The sequence below is a fragment of the Bradyrhizobium sp. STM 3557 genome (assembly GCF_045571465.1).
GTDB lineage: Bacteria > Pseudomonadota > Alphaproteobacteria > Rhizobiales > Xanthobacteraceae > Bradyrhizobium.
This window is the reverse complement of sequence record NZ_CP120697.1, coordinates 1375304-1397381: the sequence shown is the minus strand read 5'-3', so window position 1 is coordinate 1397381 and position 22078 is coordinate 1375304. Positions and strand designations below refer to the sequence as shown.

Annotated in this window: 16 protein-coding genes; 6 read left to right on the top strand and 10 right to left on the bottom strand. The window is 58.1% G+C overall.

What is annotated here, in order from left to right; all coding sequences use genetic code 11:
* Positions 1–40 precede the first annotated feature (40 nt).
* Positions 41–436, bottom strand: coding sequence for an AMP-binding enzyme (locus P6U24_RS06235; RefSeq protein WP_407158301.1), 396 nt, complete (start codon positions 434–436; stop codon positions 41–43).
* 453 nt (positions 437–889) lie between these two features.
* On the opposite strand from P6U24_RS06235, the gene P6U24_RS06230 reads away from it, so the two are divergent.
* Both P6U24_RS06230 and P6U24_RS06225 read left to right on the top strand, forming a co-directional pair.
* Complete coding sequence (locus tag P6U24_RS06230) at positions 890–2206, top strand: glycosyltransferase (protein ID WP_407158300.1); 1317 nt, start codon at positions 890–892, stop codon at positions 2204–2206.
* Between the two features lie 400 nt (positions 2207–2606).
* Positions 2607–3833, top strand: a complete 1227-nt coding sequence (locus tag P6U24_RS06225) for a cupin domain-containing protein (protein ID WP_407158299.1) — start codon at positions 2607–2609, stop codon at positions 3831–3833.
* Positions 3834–4630: 797 nt separating this feature from the next.
* Here the strand turns inward: P6U24_RS06225 and P6U24_RS06220 are convergent.
* The 4 genes from P6U24_RS06220 to P6U24_RS06205 form a co-directional block, all read right to left on the bottom strand.
* The gene (locus P6U24_RS06220; RefSeq protein WP_407158298.1) at positions 4631–5278 is read right to left on the bottom strand and encodes a response regulator transcription factor; all 648 of its coding nucleotides are present in this window, start codon (positions 5276–5278) and stop codon (positions 4631–4633) included.
* Between the two features lie 34 nt (positions 5279–5312).
* On the bottom strand, positions 5313–5687 hold the full coding sequence (locus tag P6U24_RS06215; protein ID WP_407158297.1) for a response regulator transcription factor: 375 nt from the start codon (positions 5685–5687) through the stop codon (positions 5313–5315).
* Complete coding sequence (locus P6U24_RS06210) at positions 5684–7855, bottom strand: PAS domain-containing protein (RefSeq protein WP_407158296.1); 2172 nt, start codon at positions 7853–7855, stop codon at positions 5684–5686. The genes P6U24_RS06215 and P6U24_RS06210 overlap by 4 nt, the downstream gene beginning before the upstream one ends.
* Positions 7856–8540: 685 nt before the next feature.
* Complete coding sequence (locus P6U24_RS06205) at positions 8541–10076, bottom strand: ATP-binding protein (protein WP_407158295.1); 1536 nt, start codon at positions 10074–10076, stop codon at positions 8541–8543.
* A gap of 604 nt (positions 10077–10680) precedes the next feature.
* Here P6U24_RS06205 and P6U24_RS06200 point away from each other — a divergent pair.
* The 3 genes from P6U24_RS06200 (at position 10681) to P6U24_RS06190 (ending at position 14369) form a co-directional block, all read left to right on the top strand.
* On the top strand, positions 10681–11142 hold the full coding sequence (locus P6U24_RS06200) for a carboxymuconolactone decarboxylase family protein (RefSeq protein WP_407158294.1): 462 nt from the start codon (positions 10681–10683) through the stop codon (positions 11140–11142).
* 1187 nt (positions 11143–12329) lie between these two features.
* Positions 12330–12473: a LysR family transcriptional regulator gene (locus tag P6U24_RS06195; protein WP_407158293.1), complete on the top strand. Its 144-nt coding sequence runs from the start codon at positions 12330–12332 to the stop codon at positions 12471–12473.
* Between the two features lie 840 nt (positions 12474–13313).
* Positions 13314–14369 carry an LLM class flavin-dependent oxidoreductase gene (locus P6U24_RS06190; protein WP_407158292.1) on the top strand — a complete coding sequence of 352 codons (1056 nt, stop codon included), beginning with the start codon at positions 13314–13316 and terminating at the stop codon, positions 14367–14369.
* 125 nt (positions 14370–14494) lie between these two features.
* Here P6U24_RS06190 and P6U24_RS06185 read toward each other — a convergent pair whose 3' ends face one another.
* From P6U24_RS06185 to P6U24_RS06170, 4 genes are all read right to left on the bottom strand, one after another.
* Positions 14495–14656 (bottom strand): hypothetical protein, encoded by a 162-nt coding sequence (locus P6U24_RS06185; RefSeq protein WP_407158291.1) that lies wholly within the window; start codon positions 14654–14656, stop codon positions 14495–14497.
* A 600-nt stretch (positions 14657–15256) separates the two neighbouring features.
* Positions 15257–16195 (bottom strand): homocysteine S-methyltransferase family protein, encoded by a 939-nt coding sequence (locus P6U24_RS06180; protein WP_407158290.1) that lies wholly within the window; start codon positions 16193–16195, stop codon positions 15257–15259.
* 464 nt (positions 16196–16659) lie between these two features.
* Positions 16660–17139 (bottom strand): cache domain-containing protein, encoded by a 480-nt coding sequence (locus tag P6U24_RS06175; protein WP_407158289.1) that lies wholly within the window; start codon positions 17137–17139, stop codon positions 16660–16662.
* A 161-nt stretch (positions 17140–17300) separates the two neighbouring features.
* Complete coding sequence (locus tag P6U24_RS06170) at positions 17301–18209, bottom strand: class II fructose-bisphosphate aldolase (protein WP_407158288.1); 909 nt, start codon at positions 18207–18209, stop codon at positions 17301–17303.
* Positions 18210–18578: 369 nt separating this feature from the next.
* On the opposite strand from P6U24_RS06170, the gene P6U24_RS06165 reads away from it, so the two are divergent.
* Positions 18579–19607: an RES domain-containing protein gene (locus P6U24_RS06165; protein ID WP_407158287.1), complete on the top strand. Its 1029-nt coding sequence runs from the start codon at positions 18579–18581 to the stop codon at positions 19605–19607.
* A gap of 353 nt (positions 19608–19960) precedes the next feature.
* Here the strand turns inward: P6U24_RS06165 and P6U24_RS06160 are convergent, their stop codons facing one another.
* Positions 19961–21286, bottom strand: a complete 1326-nt coding sequence (locus P6U24_RS06160; protein ID WP_407158286.1) for an MFS transporter — start codon at positions 21284–21286, stop codon at positions 19961–19963.
* Positions 21287–22078: the final 792 nt, after the last annotated feature.

Below are 22078 nucleotides of genomic sequence, written 5' to 3'. Positions count from 1 at the left end.
TGCAGTCACCCGGCCAGGATGCCGACCGCGCCGCTGTTCGTTAGCGTCTGTTAGTCGACTCGCGTTGGGCCGGCCTCCCAAGAACGGCTTGCGCCACAGCCTGACGATCGACGTTGCCAAACCCGTCACGGGGCACAGCATCAACGGCCGTCACCAGCTCGGGAAGCTTGTATTCGGCCAGATGCATTCTGGCCTCCGCCAGAATTTCATCGATGATTGCATCGTCGGTCTCGCCTTCAAGCTGAACAACGGCCGCGACGCGCTGCCCTAATACCGGGTCGGGCACACCAAACGCGGCTGCATCCCGAACCATAGGATGCATCAGCAGGGCGCTTTCGACCTCCGTCGGAGAGATATAGGAGCCAGCACGAACGATCACATCAGTCTTGCGATCGGCGAAAGGCGCTGCGCTCAAGAACTCTATTAGACGCGCCATCTCCAACTTCTCCTATGTCCCGAGCTTCGATCCGCACAGACGCACTGCAACCCAACTCGCTCGCGCGAGCTCTTCTAGATCAACTTCGTTCCAGAGCCGAGTGAAGTTCTTTCATCTTCCATATTCGACGGCTGCACTTGAACTCGGCCCGGCAGCCGCCATGATAGGCGCACATCTCGAACGAGCTCCAAACACTCATGCGACCTTGTTTGCAGCCACGGCCGCAAATAGCTGCGGTAGCTCCGCTGCTCATGCCGCTCCATCCGCTCGATAGAGTATGAACGCTACAGCCCGGCTACGTGAGTTCGGATAATGATGACAAATGTAGCGTGATCTCCCCGATCTGACATGGATCGGCAACGGAGGCTTACGAAATCTCCCGGTGCAGTCAGCTCGATTGCAGCCCCACGCTACATAGCCGCTTCGCTTGGACGGCCGGGAGACACAGCATCAATGAAAATAGTCATCGCTGCAACGCCCGCACCAGGGCATGTGAACCCGATGCTTGGGATCGCGCGAATCCTCTTGGCCGAGGGCCATGACGTGCTTGCATTCACGGGGCGCGCCTTTCAGCAGCGCATCGAGGCACTCGGCGCCACATTCCGTCCGATACCCGCCAGCGCGGATCAAGACGTGGTCGATCCCTTTTCGAAATATCCCGAGTTCAAGACGCTGCCTCCCGGGTTAGAGCTGTTGCGCGTTATCCTGGAGCGATTGTTCGTCGATCACATTCCGGCGCAACACCGCGGACTTGAGCAGGTGCTGCGAGAGGTCCCGGCGGATATCGTGATCGGAGATGACTGCTTCCTGGGATTGCTGCCGACACTTCTTGGACCGCGGTCGGGGCGTCCCCCGGTCGTCTGCTTTGGCACCTCCATCTTGCACTGGCCGCGCGAGGACGGAGCGCCCGACTTTCTCGGCTTGCCACCAGCGGCGAGCCCGGCCGAACATGCAGCAACCATTCGAGATCACGACAGGATCGTTCATCAGCCGCTTGCGCAGCGCTTGGATCAGTGTCTGAAAGAACTGGGACTAGGGTCGCTTGCGAGCCCGCCATTCGAGACGATGGTGAGGCTCGCCGATACATACTGGCAACTCACGGTGCCAAGCTTCGAATTTGCGCGGCCGCTGCCGAGCTCGGTGAAGTTCATCGGCACTCCGCCCATCGTGCCGAACCAAGTCCCAATTCCACCATGGGCTGGCGATTTGGACGGCAAGCGGAAGGTCGTCCTCGTCACTCAGGGAACGGTCGCGAACCACGACTTTAACCTCCTGATCACACCGACACTGGCTGCACTAGCCGAGCAGCCTGACCTCCTCGTCGTGGTTACAGCGGGGGGGCGGCCGGTTGAGGATATCCCGGGCCCCATCCCTGCAAATGCACGCTTGGCCAGCTATCTGCCCTTTGAATGGATCCTGCCCAGGGCCGACGTATTCGTCACGAATGGTGGTTACGGCAGCGTCAACCAAGCCATGAGATTTGGCATTCCCCTGGTGTGCGCAGGACTTACCGAGGACAAGGCTGACGTAAACATGCGCGTGGGGTGGTCCGAGGTCGGGATCAACCTCAAGACAAACGCGCCAACGCCGAAGGCCCTGCGCGATGCGGTACGGACCGTTCTCGCTTCCGAGAAGTTTCGCCGGCGCGCTTTGCTGATGTCCGAAGAGTTTCGGATGATCGACACTCGCGGCGAGATCATCCGCGACATCGGCCGGTTGTCCCAAAACGCAGGTGTCGACCCTCGTGCGGCTTCGATTCGGGCAAAATAGCGGCCGATGCTCCCGACCTCACTGCAGAAGATCGGTAGGCATGATCGCCACCGCGATGGCAACGCGCCCGCAAAACCTTGCAGTGCGGTCGTGGACTCGAATTGGTCTAGGCCGACGCAGGGGCGTATCGGCCGGCGACTCCGGCTGCCCACTCTCGCATCGGCGACGCCAGTAGATGCTCCCGCCGCACCGGGCCTTCCGCATCATGCTTCGTGCGTCGATGCAGCCGACGCATCTCCCGATTGAAATGGTTTCACTTCCGCGGGAATTCGAAACCGCACACCATACCATTCATCGCTACGCACCTTATCAACTGCTGTATCGACTACGTGACCATCGAATAACCCGGACGCAGGTCTGATGATGGTGTTCACCAATTTCATGCCATCGGAAACAACCCATGAAACCCATTTCACGTCGTCAAATCCTCGCCGCGACTGCTGCCAGCGGCTTGTTGACAACAACTGCGATCGCGCAGGCGCAATCTGCGAGTTCCACCCCTCAGCCACAGCGGCCTGGTCGTGGCGGCTCCGATCCTGGACCCCGCAATCTGATGCGAGACCAGCAGAATCCGGACATCCTTGTGCCACCTTCGACCGACCACGGATCTCTGCCCAACCTGCGCTTCTCGTTTTCTGATGCTCATATGCGGCTGGAGACAGGCGGTTGGACGCGCCAGGTGACCCGGCGCGAACTGGGCGCCGCTACGGCACTTGCCGGCGTTAACATGCGCCTTAATGCCGGTGGCGTGCGCGAGATGCACTGGCACAAGGCGTCCGAGTGGGCCTACATGCTGCACGGAACGGCTCGAATAACGGCAGTCGATCCCGACGGCCGCTATTTTGTGGACGATGTCGGCGAAGGCGACCTTTGGTTCTTCCCGTCCGGAACGCCGCACTCGATTCAGGGGCTTGGCCCCGACGGCTGCGAATTTCTTCTCGTGTTCGACGACGGCGATTTCGACGAAGACAACACATTCATGATCAATGACTGGTTCAAGCATACGCCGAACGATGTCCTTGGGAAGAATTTCGGAGTTCCGGCCTCGTTATTCGGCCACACACCCGAGGAGAGCGAGCGCTATATCTTCTCGGCTCCTTTGCCCGGTCCGCTGAGCTCGGACAACGTCCGTGGCGCAAACCCTGTGGAGACAAGCTATACGTGGCGCCTGATGGCGCAGGAGCCCATTCGCACGAAAGGCGGCACTGTCCGGATCAATGATTCACGACTGTTTCCGATCAACACCACGACGGCCGCTGCGCTCGTCGAAGTAAACCCGGGCGGAATGCGCGAATTGCACTGGCACCCTAACGGCGATGAATGGCTCTACGTCATCGAAGGCGAGGCTCGGATGGGCGTATTTGCAGGCCAAGGCCAAGCACGCACGTTTGATCTGAGAGCTGGAGATGTCGGTTACGTCCCGGTCGCGATGGGCCATTACCTTGAAAACATAGGATCGGGTCCATTTCGTTTTCTTGAGACCTTCAAGAGCCGCTACTTCGTTGACTTCTCCTTGGACACCTGGATGGCATCGACTCCGCCGGAGCTCGTTGATGCCCATCTGAAGCTGCCAAAAGACGTGATGGATGGGTTGCGCAAGACCAAGGCTCTCGTGGTTCCGAACTAGAACGTCCCCGGATCCAACTCCGTTCGTCAGTTTGGCTTGCGACGGGGCGCCCTGCCGCAAGCCGCGGCACCGTGCAAGCGAGACATCCGGCCTTGGTGCCGATCGGATCGTGCAAGGGTCGAGACATTCGTACCTTGCAAAACTGGACCAGCCGAGAGCTGCCCATCTGCGTACGCAATGAATAGAGATGCCACGAGAGATTTTTTGCGGCGTGACTTGCTTGGCCGCGGCTTGGCAGGCGCGATTTCGGCCCTGATTAAATCTCAGGTCCCAATGCCCGCATTGGCGGGACCCATCGATCTGACGAACAAACGCAGGGCTCGTCTACCAGGCGAACTCCTCGGAGGTTCGCACTTTCTATCGCGTCAATCGCTAGAGCATCTCGATAGGTCCGATAGCCCAATCATTCCAGTCTCAGTGGCCAAGCACGCGCACAATCATTTGGGCAGCGGTGATTGCAGGCGAGAGGGGCAATCACGATTGAGGCAACAACCATCGGAAGTCCTGCGCCATATGCTGCAACGAATTCTCATCGTGCATGGTCACTGTGAACGCGGTGCCGACTACTACCGTCGCGTTGGCGCCGGCCTTGGCCGCTTGGCTTCATGGCCGAACCCCGGTGCGTGGACAAGACTTGCCTCAAGACCAACCGGACAAGCCGCCCGAGCGCGGCTCCGCCCGGAATCTGAGTCAGACGACGCACATTGCGCAGTTTGTCAGTCGAATGGGAGCGAAACTACTTCAGTCGTACAATGACGGGCGGTTCTGAGGTCTGCCCCGCCCGGGGATTCTCACCGTTACTGGGATAGATCGAGCTTTGCCGCAATATTCACCAGTTCTGCGAACGAGGTTACGCGCATTTTGCGCATCACGTGGCCACGATGCGCTTTCACCGTTATTTCGCTGATACCGAGTTCGTGGGCCACTTGCTTGTTCAACAAGCCACGTACAACGAGGCGCATAACTTCACGCTCGCGTCGGCTGAGCAGGGCGTAACGATCCTGCAGATCCTGCATTTCGGCTTCGAGGCGGAGCGCGATCCGACTGCGGTCAATCGCGTCGTGAATGGCATCGAGCAAATTGACGTCGTCGAACGGCTTTGTCAAAAACTCGACGGCTCCAGCCTTCATTGCCTCGACCGTCATCGGCACATTGCCGTAGCCGGTGATGAATATGATCGGAGTGCCTGGCCGATCGACCGCTACCCGTCTCTGCAACTCGAGACCGTTGAGACCGGGAAGACGAACATCCAAGACGAGACAGTTGGGAACAGACGCGCGTGGGCGCGAAAGGAACTCCTGAGCCGACCCAAAGATCTCTGGCCGCAGCCCAGCATCACGGATCAGCAGCTCGAGCGATTCGCGCACTGAGACGTCATCGTCAACAACGAACACAATTGCTTCTTGATCCGACTTGGCGGGCAGCTCTTCCGCCAAAAATTTCATTGTCACCCTCCCTTTCTGATGAAGGTTTGTTCGCTCAACTTACCCCGAAGGCCGCATTGAGAGCATGCAACAATGCCGTATCGCTGAACGGTTTGGATAGACACTCTGCGGCGCCCTGTCCAAGCATTCGCGGGCGCGTGGGCTCATCCCCGTGAGCCGTTATAAAGACAATCGGAATTTTGTGGCGGAGACGTGTCAGCTCCTTCTGAAGCTCCGGACCAGTCATGCCCGGCATCGCAATGTCGAGAATGAGACAGTCCGTCCGCCCCACATATTCGGATGCCAGGAACTCTTCTGCAGACGAAAACGCCTGTGCGGCATAGCCAAACTCTCTCAGGAGATCCGGCAGGGATTCGCGCACAGATTCGTCATCGTCAACAACTGACACCAATGAAGGTGCGACCATCATGAATTCCTCGTGGCGCGGTTTTCGGCTAGCGTCCGTCGAGCCTCCCGATCATGCACGCCGGTCACATCCTCCAGGTTCCAGGGGATTGAAAACGAAAAAGTCGCTCCCGGTCCGTCGTTTGGAGCAGCCCATAGATGACCGTGATGATTGTCGATTATTGAGCGACTTACCGAAAGTCCAATCCCCATCCCCTCCTCTTTAGTCGTAAAGAATGGATCGAAGAGTCTCTCGGCCACCGCGGGATCAAGACCGGGTCCGGAATCGATTACGCTCAGACGGACACGATCACTTTGGTCTAGCTCTGTCTTGATTATCAGCGCTCTCGCCCTTCCATCGACCATGCTCATCGCGTCCAGGGCATTTTGCACCAGATTCAGGATGACTTGCTGAAGCTGGATCCGATCGCCCCTGACAAGCGGAAGGCTATCGGCCAGTTCCGTCCGCAAACTGACGCGGTCGCGTCGGAGCCTGTCCAGTGACAAGGCAATCACCTCGCGAGTTGCCTCGTTCAGATCGATCGGCTGTGTTAGGGGAGCTTTCCGATTAAAAAGCGCTCGCAACCGTCCGATGATATCGGATACGCGGCTGCCATCGCGGATTGTGCGCCGCACAGTTTCGCGCGCACCGGCGACGTTCGGAGGATCTGCGGTGAGCATACGCAACCCAGTGCTCGCGTTGGTGACAATACCGGACAGCGGCTGGCTTATCTCATGGGCAATGGACGCCGTCAGTTCACCAACAGTCATGACGCGCGCAATATGCGCCAATTTCGCTTGGGTGCTACGTAGGTCTTCTTCGGCCTTCTTGCGGTCTTCGATATCCGTGTTGAGGCCAAACCATCGAACGACATTGCCGTCTTGGTCACGCAGCGGATTGGCTCGAAACAAGAACCAACGGTATGTCCCGTCAAATCGGCGCAATCTCGCCTCCTTTTCCCCAGGCTGGCGAGAGGCCATGATCACTTGCCAGGCATTCGCGAGACCGCTCAGATCGTCGGGATGAACCGCCGCAGTCCACCCCCAATCTTGTACCATCTCCGAACTGAGACCCACGTAATCCAGATAGTGATGATTGAAGAATTCAGCGGAGCCGTCCGGTCGAGCAGACCAGACCAGCGCGGGAATGGTATTGATAATTAGATTGAGATTGCGCTCGCTAGCCACCTGCGCATTCTGGGCGCTCTTGCGATCTTCGATATCGATCTGCAGTACACACCAGCACACGATTTTTCCGCTAATGTCCCGCAAAGGAAAGCCACGGACGTGAAACCACCGATAGACCCCATCGCTGCGGCGATGGCGACTTTCGATCTCATACGGCTCTCCGGTTTCGACCGCCCGTCTCCACGCGCTGACCGTTGGTTCAAGATCATCGGGATGAACAGCGTCAATCGTACTCCAACGCTTGAGCTCCTCGACCGACTTTCCGAAGTATTCCAGGACAAGGCGGTTGACGGTCTGAACCTCGCCTTCAGCCGTCATGATGGCAATGGGTGCGGGAATGGCGTCCACGACCAACTGAATATCAATTTCTCGCACACGCAACGAGTCCACGAGGCGCCTGAGTTCGGCAATCTCCTGCTCTTGCTCTCTGCTGATGGCCGAGATCTTTTCGTCTTGCAGCGCGACCTGTTGAGCTCCGGTTCCGGACGCCCGTTTCCGCTCATTCAAAAGCTGCCTCTCATGTAGCCAACTCGCGATTTGGGTGGCCACAATCCTGAGACGAAGTCTCTCCGTTCGATCGGGAAATTCGGCGCGCCGCGACCCAGCCACCAACACTCCTGAATCGTTCTCAATTCCCAATGGCAAGACAATCGCGGCAACTTCGCTATCCCCTATCGCGAATCGCGGTTGTGAAGGCCACTGTCGCGGTTCTAACCCCAGTGCGCTCTTTGACAAATCACCAACCTGCCGTGACTGAGCAGATTCTTGCAACGACTGCGCGGTCCATGCCACCTCAAAAGGTTCGGAGCTGGCTGGATCTTTGAAATAAAAGTAAACGAGATCCAGCTTGAGCAGGTCCACCAACATTTCGAACAGGTCGGGAACCAGGCGCGGCAGGGAGTCATCGTGCGAGATCGGAAACCGAGCAAAGATTCGGTCGAGATCGTCGATGCAACGCCAAAGGTGCTCATCTTGCTCAACAGTACGTTCGCTGTTGATCACCATTCCAGCTTGCTGCCTCGGCGTTCCCGACCGACATTTGGAGAGGTTTACACCTCCATATCTAGACGACGAACAATCCAAGCGCATGCTTGGGAAGCCGCCAGACTCCAACGCCGCTACTGCGACAGAATTACCATGGCCGGACCGGCCTCGCAAGGTTGCATAAGACGTACATCACACGTTGTAGCAAGCAATAGAATCCCGCTCCAAGGCAGCGGACTGCGGCCGGTTGCCAGCGTCAGCTAGTTGCCACGACGCCTATCGGTGTCGCACGTAGTCATCAGCACCCCGTTGAGCCCGGTTATGGCCATCCCAGAAATTTCCACCCACTAGATCACCGTGTCCTTTATAGAGCAGCACTGGTGACAATGGTGCGGAGCTGTACTCCGGCTTACGCTCGCTAAATCGCGTGCACACGGATCGCGGGTCGCGCAAGGCCACCGGTGACAAAGGCGCATAGATCCCCGTGGCCTGCGGCACGGCAAGCGCCCAGCATCCCGCAATGACGATACCTGCGGGAATTGGCCAGTGCCGGCTTTGCAGTTTCATGCTCAGCGACCTCAACCAGAATCGCGACGACATCATAGGTGGTTCGCATCGGTCACCGCGATCCGAGTTAGCGGATACGGCACGCCAACACTGCAGCCGTCCAACGTCAGTGACAGATACGTCACTGCGCACTTTGTCGCTACACAACGACAGCGCCTCGCCGATTCTGGCTTTGGTCGTCCCTAAGTTCGGAGATCAAGCCCCGCACGTATACGCGCGTGGTCCGAGGCATCGTATACACGGTTCGGCCTCCCTGGCTATTTAACATCAAGAGAGATTTATTAACCAAGCCAAAGAGCGCAGCTAACGTCGTCGTCTCGTCGACGTCCGCTGCCAGCGCTACGGCTATAGCAGCTTCCAACGTGAACTCATCTCCAAACACCGACAACAGCCAAAGAACTTTTCGTTCATCTTCGGAAAGGAGTCGATAGCTCCAATCAAGAGCCGCACGAAACGTTCTGTGCCGCGATTGCGCAGTACGTGACCCTTTCCATAGGAGGCTTCTTGGGTTTTCGAGGAGTTCGACCAGAGATCCGAGGCCAAACGATTCGACGTGAGCCGCGGCAATCGCAATTGCAAGCGGATTTCCGTCAAGCTTCCGACAGATCTCTTTGACGTGGTTTGCGCTGTCTTGCGTCAACTCGAGTTCATCGGCCCCACTGGCCCGACAGTCCATGAACATCCGAGTCGCCGGATAACTTGCAAGGTCGGCCATCGAAACCGTGACGTGCTGAGGAGGACATTCCAGGGGCCCCAATCGGTGCACGTGCTCTCCGTCGACAAGCATAGCTTCACGGCTTGTCGCCAAGATATGAACTCGAGGCGCCTCTCGTAGCAGACGTGTCGCGAATGGGGCGACAACATCGATAACGTGCTCGCAGCAGTCAAGAACAACGAGCATCCGCCTTTGACTTAGATTCATCGGAAGCTCATCATTTTGCTTCTCATCCAAGCCGAGGCCTGATGCCAGCGTGGCAGAAAGCTGCAGGGAGCGTATTATCAAGCCAAAGTCTACGAAGCGCACATCCCCGCAAAATTCTTCTAGCAGCCTATGCGCAACACTCGTTGCGACTGAGGTCTTGCCGACTCCTCCGGGACCGACGATAGTAACGAATCTTTCATTTAGGAGCTTGCTTGCGGTCTCCGGAATGACCTTTTCGCGACCGATGAGGTTTGCCGGGGCCATTGGTACATTGTGATGTGTCCCAGTTGGCTGGGGATAGCTCCTCCCCACACCTGAACGAGCGACGGGCGCTACAAAACAGTAGCCGCGGCCTGAGACCGTCTGTACAAATCTGGCTCCAGCCTGCCCGTCGCCGAGCGCCTTGCGTAGTTCTGTCATTGCCACGCGTAGACAGCTAACGTCTGCGGACCGTGTGCCCCAAACACCAGCGAGCAAATCAGCTTTGCTGACAACTGAACCCGCTTGCCGGACCAACAGGACGAGAACATCGAAGGCCCGCGCCGATAGCGCAATTGCGGCTCCATTCAGAAGGACCTGACGACGCGGCACCTCGAGGGAGAACGGCCCAAATACAAAGGACCATGAGTTGATGTCCTCCACCGGTGCATCATCCCTCCTGGCCTTCCCTAGAACACGACGTCCATCGATCTCGTCGTCGAGGTCATTTCCGATCGCGCTTTGCCCGTTGGTTGCGGCACCCAGTCCCAGCATCGTACACCTGCTTAAATCTTGACGGCTCCGCCACACGAGCCGGTAACCTGGTCCCGCACGCAAGTTAGTCACAGTTACGGATGCAAGCGATTGCACTATGGTGTTACCCTCACGCCCGGCTGCCCTCATTGATGGCTTTAGGACTGGGCGAGCGGATCTCGGCTGGCCCGCCCTGACCGATACCGAGGTATCGATTCCGAGCATTTCGCCGCAGTAAGTCGGACGAGCATGGAGGAAGGCAGACTTTCTCGCTAATCCTCTCCGTGCGCCGATAGCTGCCAAATTGCGGAGGACCGCGCCGATCTGCATGCCCACCAGCGCGCCCTCGACATCGCTGGAACGGATTCGCCGACCGGCCGGGTGCGCCAAATCGTTGAATAGTGCCGCATTGGGGCACACCTTCCGAAATCGACTGATTCGACAGTCCGGCGTCCTTGCAGATGAGCGTGTGGCGGCGGCCCGCCTACCGGCAGCGTGAGTTAATCGCGACATTCTCCAATCCCTTGTCGAGGCCGGGCTCTCGCGCGCTGAAAAATCGGCCCAGATGTCACATTCAGGCGGTCTATCTCGTCTTGGTTGCGTCCCCAGACAGAAGGAGACCCACATGACCATCCGCACCAGCCCGTTCGTCGCTGCGCCGCAACTCGTACAGCAACTCATGGACTATGGCCGCACACTCCTTACCGATGGCTTTGAGCAGGCGCTCGTCCGGCTCGTGGCGATCCGCACGTCTCAAATCAATGGCTCCGCAGCCGGCCTTCAACTGTATTACTTGGAGGCGCGCAAGCAGGGCCCAGCCGACCTGCGGTTGGATCTGGTGGTCGCTTGGCGGGAAACCGATTTTTTCAACGCACGGGAGCGAGCCGCCCTCGGCTGGGCGGAGGCCCTGACCCGCGTCGCCGAGGCGCGAGTCTCGGACGAAGCATTTGACGCCATGAAGGCCCAGTTCACCGACGAAGAGCACGTGCGCCTCACCTTGATGATCGGCGTGTTTAACAGCTTCAACGGCCTTGCGGCTGGGCATGGCGTCAAAGCGACTTCTGACGCCCGGCCACAAACGAGCTGAGCACGGCCGAAATTCCGCTCGAGAAGCTCGACCCGCTGCGGGACATCCGGCGCGGGTCACCCTCGCCCGTTAGACTTTTTAGCCGACGATGGGGTACAGCCTAGAGATCAGCATGCCAAAAAGATCACAGTCTATGGCTCTTACGGCCTAACCGGCTCGCATGTCGTTAGAGAACTGTCGATGCGAGGATATGAGCCCGTACTTTGTGGTTGCGACGTCGATGCTCTGGCAAAGCTGAGCGGAAACTTCGGGTCATGATACGAAACAGCGGTAGCACGCATCGACGATTCGTCCTCTCTTGATCGTATGTTGAAGGATGTGACTGCGGTGCTGAACTGCGCTGGTCCTTACCACAACACCAGTTTCCCCCATAGCAACCGCCGCGATCCGGAATCATGTCCATTATCTTGACCCCAACGCCGTTGAGCAGCTTGCTGCCAAGAGGCTTTTTGACGAGCTTGATACGAGCGCCAAGCAGGCTGGCGTGTGCGTCGTGCCTGTGATGGGGATTTTCGGTGGCCTTGGCGATGCTTTGGCTGACGTAGCGTCAGAAAGCCGGCCGGACATTGAGGAAAGTGATAGTCGCCTACCGGGTGGACGGCTGGATTCCGACACGGGGATCGCAACTGACATCGAACCTGCTTCAACCCGCCGACCGACTAGCCTTTGAAATGGGCACGTTCAGGAAGATTGCCCCGACCCGCGGGGTGGAAGAGTTCGATTTCGGGGGCGACGAATAAGCCGTTCGAGTCGACGGGACTGAACATGTATCGCGTCTCCGACGAGAAACTCGTCGACTCCTGGATTTCGGTCGATCCGCGCACAACGCGTGCACAATACGCTGCGCAAGCCGTCCTTGGGAATGGGTAGTTCCGGGACGTCGGCCCCGCGCGGCTCGCGCCAACGCCGACCGCGAGCCGCGCCTTAGCACGGTCCACCTCCGATACTTCAGACCGACCGAACCCGCACATTCAACACCACGCGAGGAGCCGTTCAGCCTATTGTCTGCCAATATGCCAGGAAGCGACGCTCCGATCGCCGGTGAAGACGCATGCCAGCATCGGCCACGAAAGATATTCGCCATCGACATATTAGGCGGACAGCACCTTGTCAGAACCAGAATGCTTTCCGGCAGCCAGCGATCGATATTATGTTTGATCTAAGATATCTCCGGTGCACATTGTCGGTTGCCGAGCAAGGCAGCATTCGTCGCGCCGCCCACACGCTTCGACTTGTTACAGTCTACAGTTACACGACGGATCCAATTGCTGGAACGCCGATTGGGATTTCAGCTATTCGTCCGCGATCGACGTGCAGTCAAACAAGCTTAGCAGCCGCTGGCTTTCTGAAAGACGCTACCTCCGGGCGGAGCACCTCGATCGGGCCGCTCGATTGGTGCAGCAGTGCATCGCGGGGAGCAAAGGGGGCTCCGAGTCGGCATTCTGATGTCGCCGATTGGCGATCTCCTCCAAGGTTCATTTAGGCATTTAGGGAACAACCTTCCGTGCGCATCCTCCTCAAAGGAGCAACGTCGCTCGAGCTCCTGCATGCTCTGCCGATGGGCGAGATGGGCATCGCTTTATCACCGGAAGCATCAACCTGGACGGCTACGACGAACAGCTCTTGTCGGACGAGAGCGTCTTCGCGGCGCTACCGGACGTCCACAAACTGGCCTCCAAGGACAAGGTTTTCTGGAGCGATCTTGAGGAGGAAAAATTTTTTGATCAGCCGAGCGGGCCGAAAGCTCGAGGATATTACGAAGAAACTAGGACAACAAGGCTCACACCTTCGAGCCGATATACATGATGTTTTCTCGGACTAGTAGCGACAGCAGACTTTTGAACAGAATTGGTCAAAAGCAGCGCTCGGTGTCCGAGATCGCGTGCTTCTGGTCGCAGCCCGATAGCGGGCATCGCCCGCGCCCCGCGACGTCGTGTTCTGGTGAGCGCGTCTGATCCTTAATCAATCGCATCGTTCGCACAGTTTTATATTACATCCGTAATCCACCATCAGAATTTCAGATACCGCTCCAACCTTTGCTGCTATCCATCATTGGTACGAACCCTTTGCGTCCGCTAGCAACCGTGTCACTGCCAGCCGTCGATACCGATCTATATTTTGACACCGCTGACCTTGGCTGGTGCGGTCATCGTGCCGGGAGAGATACGTAAATGAGCAGCACTTGCAGGTTGCCCCTGAGCTTTGGCGTTTTTGACCATTTCGATCACGCCGGCCGCAGCATGGCACAACAGTTCGAGGACCGATTGAAGATCGCAGAAGCATGCGATGAAGCGGGCTTTCGGAGCTATCATGTTGCAGAACATCACAGCACGCCACATGGCTTGGTAGCGTCGCCGAGCCTGTTCCTATGCGCCGTCGCACAACGCACAAGGAAACTGCGTGTCGGCCCTTTGGTAATGCTGCTCAATCTTTATCATCCTCTGCGCGCCTTTGAAGAAATATGCATGCTCGATCTGCTTAGCGGCGGTCGGCTAGATCTCGGGATCGGACCTGGCGGCAGCTCTCCCGAATTGGCCTTCTTTGGTGTTTCCACTCAGGAATCACGAGAGCGCTACCATGAGAGCGCCGAAATTGTCTTCGAAGCGATGAAATCTCAGCGCCTCACGCACGCAGGCCGTCATTTTACCCTGCGCGACATCCCAATCACCCTGTCGCCGGTTCAGAAGCCGCATCCACCCTTGTGGTATGGCGCTATGAAACCGGAGACCGCCCAATGGGCGGCCGAAAACTCGATTAACATCGCATGTGTCGGAACGACCACCTCTATTCGTCCAATCACCGACACTTATCGGGCGAACTGGCGAGGACCGGCCAGCGCGATGCCTCTCCTCGGTATGGTCCGGATGGTCGTGATCGCGGAGACTGATGCCGAGGCGATCGCATCGGCTGGCCCAGCCTACGCGCGGTGGTTGGAGAGCTTCACGTTCCTGTCCCGCCAATACGACGTGCCTCCCCCGCCAGGCTTACCGTCTTCGTTCGCCGAAGCCCTAGACAAGGGCTTCTGCATCACTGGCCCATCAAACAGAATTCGCGAGGAATTGGCGAAACAGGCAGTCGAGGCCGGCGTATCCTACGTCATGTGTCATCTAGCTTTTGGCGATATGCCGCTTGCCGCGTCGCTGCAGACGATCGCACGCATGCGCGCTGACATTATACCTCACATCGACTGCAAGGACGCGCGAGCCTACCAATCAGAGAACGATTGACCTCGCTGCGCTTGCCAGAAACTCGGTGTGCATCTCGGGATTTATGGACCTGATAGCTGAAGCAAACCGACGCAAGCGAACGTGACCGGCACGTTTCGGACACTGTGCCGACTACAATGGCCGGCTCAACGAATGCCGACGCCGAGCAGCCGGTCGACCAGGCCCCGCACGGAACGCAACTCCACGGATGAGCCGGTCCGAGCCGTGCGGCTCCGCTCGATCACCCGCACGCGTTCCGCAAAATCCAGAGCGCGCTCGATCTGCTGCTCGACCAGAGGAATGGTCATTTCCCCGAGGTCGCGAGGCGAGTGACGATCTCCATGATTTGATCGCAGATTACAGGCGCCAGCCCCTCCAACGGTTCGTCAAGCAGCAGCACTTTCGGCCTGCCCCAGCAGCGTCCGTGCCAGAGTCAGCATCTGCTGCTCGCCGCCGGACAGCTGCATGCCGAAATGGCGCCGCCGCTGCGCCAGCCGCGGAAACAGCGTGTAAGCCTAATCGAGCGCGCCGCTGCCGCGCTCCTTCAGCCCGGCGATCAGGTTCTCTTCGACAGTCAGAGAGCGGAAGATGTCGCGGGTTTCCGCACATAGCCCATGCCGGCACACGCGCGGTCCGAAGCCTTGAGGGCTGTGATTTCCGCGCCTGCGACCCGGATGTGCCCGCCCTGATGGGTGGATAGGCCCATAAGCGTCGCAAGCAAGATCCTCGACCCGATCGGACGGCTGCCGGCCGACATAGCCGCACTGATGATCGAGCATGACATGGATCTGGTGTTTAGATTCGCCTCCCGCGTGCTAGTGCTGGCCAGTGGCAGGCTGATTTCGAAGGCACGCCGGGCGATGTCAACAGCGACGAACGGGTTCGCCCCTCGGCTCTGCGCCTGTCTGCTAGATGCAGGCTTCGCAGATCGCGGCGACATGACGATGGTCGGTGCCGCAGCAGCCACCGAGGATTCGCAGGCTGGGAAAAGACCGTCGGAGATCGGCATAGCGCCGGCCGAGATCGACCGGATCACCGCTGTCGAGCGTCTCGGATTCATCGAGCTCGTGATGACTTTTCGTCGATGCATTAGCCCTGACACCCTGGATGCGCTCAGACCATTTCTCGCCGGCATTCAATGCTCCTTCGAAATGGCTAGGATGGGCGCAGTTGATCATGAAATACTCAGGCCCGTACCGCGTGGTGCGATCAACGGTCTCGATCGCCTCGCGCAGGGTTTCCCCCTTCACCAGACGGCCGTCGATTTCGACGGTGAAAGAGATCGCCACGGGAATGCTCTTCGCAGCCTTGGCGGCGCGAACGATGCCGACCGCTTCATCGATTCCGTTCAGCGTGAAGGCCGTTACCATATCCGCACCGGCCTCCGCAAAGGCGGCAATCTGCGGTGCATGATAGGCTTCCGCCTCTGATGCATCCATGTTGCCGGACTTGTAGCCATCACCGCGCGGGCCGATCACGCCATTGATGACAATAGGCATGTTCGGCCGCTCCCAGCTGCTTCGCAGCTCGTTCAGATACTCAATTGAACGGGTGTTGATCGATTTCAGCGCGTCCGCGTCGTAGCCGAGCTTGGTGCCCCAGTCTGGGTTGGCACGCCAGGTCGGGCTGTCGAGCACGAAACCAGTACGGTTCGCCTGCGCGATCGCAAGATAGGATTCGTAACAGCGCTTGAGGTGCTCGCGACCGTCTACGGAATCGAGCAGAACGAAAGCGGCAAAGTGCGGCAATTCGAGGCCGTGGTGGAATATCAGCGTCGTTTCCATGCCGCCGTCGGTCAGAAAGATACCGCCTCGTCGCTGCGGCAGGTCGTGTCGGTACTTGGCCATCGATGCTCCACGATCAACGCTGTCGTCCGTAAGTTGGCCAATGCTAAGTTGATCGCGTAGGGTTGGGGACTCATATTGTCGCGACTTCGCAGACGCTCCGCATGCACGGAAACGTGAGCGCGTAGGACAGTTCGCACATCATTTGTGGCGACATCCGAGCGAGTGCATCGGCGTAAATTCCTGGCGGTCGATATAGCCATCCGGGGACTGGTTCAATCCAAAGACTAGCTTGGCCATGTCGTCTCGTCCTATTCGCCGAGCTTCGACAATCGACAGACTGACGCAGCCATCGGTATGCCCTAATCTCCATTCAGCTTGCTCATCTGCATTATTGCAACGGCCACTCGTGGCCCCCATCAAGGACCTCCTGATCCGCGCCGGTGGCGGACAAGAGGCATCGGACCAGTGAGCCGCATGCAGGGCTGCACGCTAGCCTCGCGGCCCATCTGCTGTCGCAGGGCAGACTACTCCGCAAAGAAGCCGGCGCCGATCAAGCCCGTCATTCCATCAGCCTTGAACCCTTTGACATAGCTCCATTTGTGCGAGGGCTCCGTCTGACCAGGTTTCGGGAACATGTAATCAACCCAGCCAGCCTGACTAGTCTGCACTTTCTTCAAAAATTCGTCGTGGAACATCTTCCCACGCGCATCCTTTTCGCCGTGAGGATTGGTGCCTTCACGTTTGGGAAATGCCGGATTCAGCAAGACATTGAGATGATCATCGTAAGCGAACAGGTATGTATTGCCAGACCACCACTGACTGTCACGCTTCCTGAATTCGTCAAATGCGGCCCTCCCCTTCTGATCGATGAGAGCTGCCGCCCGGTTGACGAGGTCTTCGACCCGTCTGGCCTGATCCGACGGTGGTGGCGCGTCTTGCGCGCGCACCGAACTAGTCACTATGACGCCGGCCAACGCAGCGCAAACCGTGAGTGCCTTGATCATTCTATCCATCCTGCATCCTCCGTCTCCGGATGAGACGTCCTGGAAGCGCATGATCAAGTCAAATAAACTAGAATTTTGTTCGTATCTATCAGTCCTGCACGAGCGCGCAGCATCATCGCCGGCCTCAACAACAGCGCTCACTTTTCGTCGAGAGCAGGCACTTACAAGGCCCCTTTACTGTTGAACAGCTTCAGTCGCGAAGAAACAACTTCCTTCACCGACTCCATTGCAAATGGCAGGATATTGTAAGGGACGACTTCGTTGGGTCGCTTGACCAGGCCCTCCTCCAGTCCGCGTCTCCAGGCAATTCGCAGTTCCGTGTTGATGTGAATGATATTGATTCCAGCTAAGATTGCTTTCCGCAAATCCTCATCATCTGTCCCCGAACCACCATGCAAAGTAAGCGGCACTTGGGCCGCGTTTTTGATCTCGATAATTCGTTGAATATCCAACCGCTTCTTGGCTGACCCATGCACCATGCTCTTTAGCATGCCGTGCATGTTGCCTACAGCCGGAGCCAGAATGTCGATCCCTGTAGCCTCAGCGAAATGCTTTGCTTCTGCTGGGGAAGTCAAACCCTTCGATAGGTCGGGAGCCTCTTCATGTATTTCAGAACCGGTTCCGATGTCCCCAATCTCTCCCTCCACAAGGATCCCGGGATTTATTGCTTTCAGGGTTTCGACCGCTTCTTTGGTTTGCTGCAGATTTTGCTCGAACGGAAGGGCGGAAAGATCGAACACAATCGCATCGAAGCCGGCTTTGGCCGCTTCGACAGCCTTCGCCAGGGAATGGGTGTGATCCGCATTCAGAAAGACCGGACAATTCCATTCCTCCCTGAGACTCCGCACCATTGCCGCAAGCTGCCGAACTCCGATAAAGTCCCGTTCGCCTTCAGATGCACCGACCATCACAGGGAAGTTCAGCTCTCGACTTGATGCCAGCACGGCCTTCAATATAACCCAGTCCCCAACATTGAAATGGCCGATTGCCACGCGGCCTTTTTGACTTTGCTCCAGAACGTCGCGCAAGCCATGCATCAGTGACCTCCTCACCAATTCTTTCTGCTTCATATTTGATACCTGCCCCCCGTCCCCGCGACCGAAATACGCAAATTTGAAGAGTCTGAACCGGACCGACACTGGAGGTGACGGCCGTGGCCATCGCGGTGGCGCAAGGCTCCTACGGATTAGAAGCATCTGATCCAATCATGACGAACACGACCGTTCGCCCGGGCTACCCATAACGGTACAGGACACTTTCGCAATCTTGGTACTGTTTCAGCGACGAGTGCAGCTCATCTAGTCGCCATGACCAAGGGCCTGAGCGGCGATATTGCAGCTTTACTCAAGCGTCGCAGCTGCTCCAAGCGGCAGGCGTGATCGCGTCCGTCGCAAAATCGAATCTATTACATGGTCTAGATACTTCTCAGGAGCGCGCGGATGACCAAAAATTTCGGCTGGCACAGCCTCAAGGCTTCTCTCGAAGCTGAGGCGCGCCTCTTCAATCCCACCGTAGCACACACGCTCAAATCGGGCCTAGATGGCATCCGCGATTTTGGAACACAAGAGGGCCGTCCACTCTTGGTCGATGCCGGCCCCGGATCTAACATACAAACCCTATATCGCGCTCGGGCCTTCCAATCTGACGAGAAGCTAAAAGCCGCTCTTCGCAGGCCCGATATTCAACTTGGCTCGTCACAGGGGTCTTGGCGGTCGGCCGCGGGCATCAAGGCGGGAGGCATCCTGGCCTTTTACGGTGCAATGAATCAACAGACGGCTATCGCTGATGTGAGGCCGTCTGCTGGCTGTCAGGTGGCGGTTGCGCGATTCGAGATCATCAGGAAGCTCCGCTTGCTCGATTTGACGGCTTTAACCAACTTACGTTTTACTAAAACCCTTGCTGATTTCGGGTTAACTGGACGGAGAGAGGCCGCCATTTTCCTGCGGTCTCTGAGTGGGCGTCTCGCGCAATCCGGAATGCCAGATGACGATCCGTATAACCACCTTGCAACGGACTCGATGGTGCATTTCCTTGCGATGGAAACAACCGCTCCGATAGACGGGATCATCTTTCCCAGAGCGCGAGCCGTCGGCAGCCCTTCTAGCGTTGTCCTTTTTCACAAAGCTGCGCGTGTCGAGCAAATGTACGTCTCCGAGCGGGCAAACATAAGCGCAAGTACGGGCCGCTGGACGGAGAATGGCTGGGTGGACGATTATGAGGTTCTTGAAGAGGTTCATCCTCACCACCGCGGGAATGACAGAAACGAGCAAGGACCTGGAGGTGCGCAGCCCCGAGCTGCTGATGGTGGATCACCTGCAGTTCCTCCGAATGCCGATCAGCGCGACGATAGCCTACGCGTCCTGATCGAGAGCCTGACCGTCCACCGGGTTAGGCATGTAGACTTCACGACAGACAGATTCCCGGTGAAGCGCAGCCGCCGAGACAATAAGTGCGGAGAAATTCGATGAGCGGGAACGTATCAAGCGGCCACTGATATATTCCGTTCCAATCCTGCTTTGCGCGGTCGGATGTTGTGTATGCCTTCGAAACGTTCGGAGCTGAAGGCTTGCTCCTGGCATGCAATCGTTGTGGCCTGTCAACAGCCCTTTGCTCCGCACACCAGCAGAGACACAACAGCTGAGCGTCAGGTCCCAGCCGACACGGTGATGTACGGTCGCCGGTTCGTGCGCTGCTGCCGATCCTCCTTACGCCGCGAACGTTGCGTCTCCGGCCGGCGCTCTCCGATACCGCCCCGGGTGAATGCCGCCCTTGGCAATCGGGCTGGGCCGAAGTCCTCTGATGCGACAACAATCCAGCGGGTTTATCTGCCGCCCTTCACCGGCGCGGTCTCGGGCATCAACCCCATCGCGACCAGACCAACCAGCCCAGCGAGCAGAAGGTACCAAGCTGGCGCCAGCGGATTTCCTGTCACATGCAGCAGCCAGGTGACAACGAGCTGGGTTGTACCGCCGAAGCTTGCGATCGCAACTGCATAGACTGTACCCATCACGCAGGCTCGGATTGGCGGGGGCAGCGCCTCCGTGATGGCCGTGATGAACGCGGCCAATGGTAGCGACACGAGCAGAGATAGCGCACCGAAGCCCAAAAACAGTGACCAGGCGTCAGGCGCCTGGACCATCCAAAGAAAGATGGGATAGGTCAGCACGATGACAGCCAGCTGCGGGATGATCATGACGGGTTTGCGGCCGACGCGATCGGCCAGCCAGGCTCCGAGCAGGGTCCCGATCATATGCAGACCGGTGCTGACCAACGTCGTGGCAAAGGCCATGGATGGTGTCACGTGCAGAGTGCTCTGCGCGTAGGTGGTCATATATTTGTTCACATAGGTTGAAATTGCGCTCTTGGCCAACACCATGAAAGCGAGGACGACCAGGCGTAGATATGGGCGGACTTGCGTGACATGGCGCCACCATTCTGCGCGCGTTGCATGGTCAGCCCCCGACTGCCTCGTATCCGGCAGCGTTCGACGCATCCACAACCCGAACGGGGCTATCATCACTCCGACCAGGAATGCGATTCGCCAGCCATAAGAGTCAAGTGCAGCTGAAGTCATCGTCGCGCTCAGGACGAGGCCGACCAGAGCGCCGGCGCCGCCGGCCAGTTCCTGGCTAACAGGCTGCATCGAAACAGCCAGCGCCCGCTGTCCGGGTGGGACGATTTCTATCAGGCAGGCCGTGCTCGGTCCGATTTCTCCGCCGAGGGCAAATCCCTGCAGCATCCTAGCAAGGATAACGATCACCGGCGCTGCAAGGCCGATCACTGCATAGGCCGGTGTGATCGCAGTGATCAGAACCGAGATCGCCGTCAGCGAATAGCTTATCAACATTGCGGGGCGTCGCCCAACACGATCAGCATAGGTGCCCAGCACCACCGCGCCAACGGGGCGCGTCACGAAACCGACACCGAAGGTCGCAAGCGACAGCATCAGGCTGCTGTACGCGCTTTGGGTCGGAAAAAAGGCCCGACCAATCTGCAGCGCGAAGAACGCATAAGTGATGAAGTCGTAGAACTCCAGCATGTTACCGACGGTAACCGCAAGTGCCGCCCGCTTCACCCTTACTGGGGCTGCAGCTGCGGTCCCTGGCGACAGGTCTTGTTTTCCACGACAACGATTGACTGTGTTCATCCGTACTCTCGTGTACTCGCATGCCAGAGGGCGCGAGCTTCAATACCGATCGGACGCTTTACGCGTTACCGATGGATTGCATGGCCTGACGCGATGGTTGCGATTGCAACGAGCACGCGATTACGATCGATTAGAGCAGAACATCCACCTCCCCGATCGCAGTCCACAATGTCCGACAGCGCGCCTTGAGTGCGCCCGATACCGGATCGGTATGCCAGCGCCGGGGGAGGACGTCGACATATCCATCGCCGCGCCCTGCCATTGATCGATGGCAAGCCATCATCCCCAGCGCCCAAGCCCCCCTGGATTACGGCCCGCTTTTGTCCGCAACAAGAACGGAAGATGTGCATCTTTAGGCGTTGCCTCAGCCGCCGCGGGCGGCGATCTCCGAAAGCTGCCGTCATCCAATGCGCAAAACCAATCCGGCGCGACTACTCGCCAGCCGACGGGCCGACATCTTCGTCGCTGTGTCCGAGCCGGACGAGCACTGCCCGGGCCTCTTCCGCAAGGCGCGCGAGTTCGGACTCGATGACATCCTCTCTAAACAGTCCGAGAGTGAATTTGGTAACGAACGAAGGCCGGTGACCAAGATTTCGGGGAAGCCATCGCGGCCGGACTCGATACAATTCATATTCATTCTGTATGGCGGATGTACCGGGATATGCGGGGTGGGAGACCGACAGGGTGCCACGTCGTTCGTCGCCCTGTCCCGTACACTTGGCTGGCCTCTAAGCGTCGGCAGTTCCACGCTGAGGAGACTGTCTCGGCCTGGCCGCTTCTGGCGAAAGTCTC